Below are 2,122 nucleotides of genomic sequence, written 5' to 3' on the forward strand. Positions count from 1 at the left end.
GGCCGAGGCCGTGTAAAAACGCGCAGAACGGCCGACCGGTGACGCGCGGTTGGGCACGCAGTTACGTTAGGCCGAGACGCAGGCAGGTGACGTGATCGTTTTTACTGGCAAACGACATCGGCGCGTGGGAGTTCACGCGCCTGCGAGCTTCATTGCACGCATCGTCTTTGCGAACCCGAGAATCCTGATGACCCGTTTTAGGTTGTAGGCCAGCACGTGCAAACTCATTTCAGCAGCGACATGACCAAGTCCGCGCGTCTGGAAGTGCGTCGAACCCATCCAGTGCTTGAGCGTGCCGAACACGTGCTCGACCGTCCGCCGCCGCATCGTCATGGCGTCGAGCTGACGATCCAGCCTGGACTGCATCGCCTCAAGCACCACTTCGTGTTCCCATCGTCGAATACGCCGGTAGTCGGTCGGCGTGCACCGGTTCTTTATCGGGCATTTCGGGCAAGCGCTGCTCCAGTAAGTACGCAGGGCCATCGGTGTTTCGCGCTCGACGGAAGTAAATCGGTAAATCGCCCGTTGCCCCGCTGGGCATAGGTATTGGTCGTCTTTGGCGATGTAGATGAAGTCGGCCCGATCGAAACGTCCATCTGCCTTTGCACCGGAGGTCTGTGTTTTTGGCACCAGCGCTGCAATACCCGCGTCATCGCATGCTTTGATCTCCGTGGCACTGTAGTACCCGCGATCGGCCAGCGCCCGGATCGTCTTCCTGCCCATCGCATCGCGGGCGGCCTTCGCCATCGGGCTTAGCTGCGCGCGGTCACTACCGACGTTCGTCACTTCGTGGGTCACGATGAGGTGATGCTTCGTATCAACAGCCACCTGAACGTTGTAGCCCACCACACCTGTGCCCTTGGCTTGCGACATCATCGAGCGTGAATCGGGATCAGTCAGCGAAACCTGCTTTTCCGGTAAATCATTCAACAGTTCTGAGGCCCGATCCAGATCGCGCATCTGTTCGCGCAGCGTCTCGATCTTCTCCCGTAGCCGTTCGGTTTTCGCTTCCACCTCAGCTGGTTGCGTGCGATCAGCCGTTTCCAGGGCATCCAGATAGCGCTGGATGCTTTGCTCGATCTGTTCCTGACGCCTTGCGATCTTGTTAGGAGTGAAGTTGTTGTCACGACTGTTCACCGCCTTGAACTTGCTGCCGTCGATGGCAACGACTGCTTGCGTGAAGAGCTTCAGGTCGCGACATATCACCACGAAGCGTCGGCATACGTTGCGAATGCCGGCGCCATTGCTGCGTCTGAACTCGGCAATCGTCTTGAAGTCCGGCGCGAGGCGACCGGTCAGCCACATCAGCTCGACGTTGCGCTGGCACTCCCGCTCAAGGCGTCGGCTCGACTGCACGCGATTAAGATAGCCGTAGATATAGAGTTTGAGGAGAACGGCAGGATGGTAAGACGGTCGGCCCGTGATCGCGGGAGTGGTGCCTTCAAATCCCATGGAAGCGAGATCGAGCTCGTCCACAAATGCGTCGACTATCCGGACGGGATTGTCTTCGGCGATAAAGTCTTCGAGACATTCCGGCAGCAAACTGGCCTGATTGCGGTTTGCACCTTCGACAAATCGCCCCATCTCCGCCTCTCGCGCTAACAGGTTGATTCAGTCTAGGCGATCGCACGGGGTTTTGACACACCCTCGGCCTCGATCGCTGCAATGGCCGCGTCCAACGGAACAACGATTTCCTTCCGTGAGATCGATTGCCGCGCGATCTCGGGCGGCAGGAATTGCAACTGCATCATTAGGCGCACTCTCTCAGATCGGACGTGGGAGGATTGTCAGCAATCCAGTGCGATATGTCGAGCGTCCGCTCCTGGCCGAGGGTGTGTCAAAACCCCGTGCGATCGCCTAGACTGAATCAACCTGTTAGCGCGAGAGGCGGAGATGGGGCGATTTGTCGAAGGTGCAAACCGCAATCAGGCCAGTTTGCTGCCGGAATGTCTCGAAGACTTTATCGCCGAAGACAATCCCGTCCGGATAGTCGACGCATTTGTGGACGAGCTCGATCTCGCTTCCATGGGATTTGAAGGCACCACTCCCGCGATCACGGGCCGACCGTCTTACCATCCTGCCGTTCTCCTCAAACTCTATATCTACGGCTATCTTAATCGCG

Annotated in this window: 3 protein-coding genes; 1 reads left to right on the top strand and 2 read right to left on the bottom strand. The window is 58.1% G+C overall.

Annotated elements, in window-relative coordinates:
* Nucleotides 1-132: 132 nt before the first annotated feature.
* Complete coding sequence (locus tag BFD71_RS38635) at nucleotides 133-1,584, bottom strand: IS1182 family transposase (RefSeq protein ID WP_069269417.1); 1,452 nt, start codon at nucleotides 1,582-1,584, stop codon at nucleotides 133-135.
* Nucleotides 1,585-1,616: 32 nt separating this feature from the next.
* Nucleotides 1,617-1,751, bottom strand: a complete 135-nt coding sequence (locus BFD71_RS42700; protein ID WP_256095119.1) for a hypothetical protein — start codon at nucleotides 1,749-1,751, stop codon at nucleotides 1,617-1,619.
* A gap of 142 nt (nucleotides 1,752-1,893) precedes the next feature.
* Between BFD71_RS42700 and BFD71_RS40200 the strand changes: the two genes are divergently transcribed.
* A partial coding sequence (locus BFD71_RS40200) for a transposase (protein WP_141710976.1) occupies nucleotides 1,894-2,122 on the top strand: 229 nt, incomplete at its 3' end.

The sequence above is a fragment of the Paraburkholderia nodosa genome (assembly GCF_001718195.1).
Taxonomy (GTDB): domain Bacteria; phylum Pseudomonadota; class Gammaproteobacteria; order Burkholderiales; family Burkholderiaceae; genus Paraburkholderia; species Paraburkholderia nodosa_A.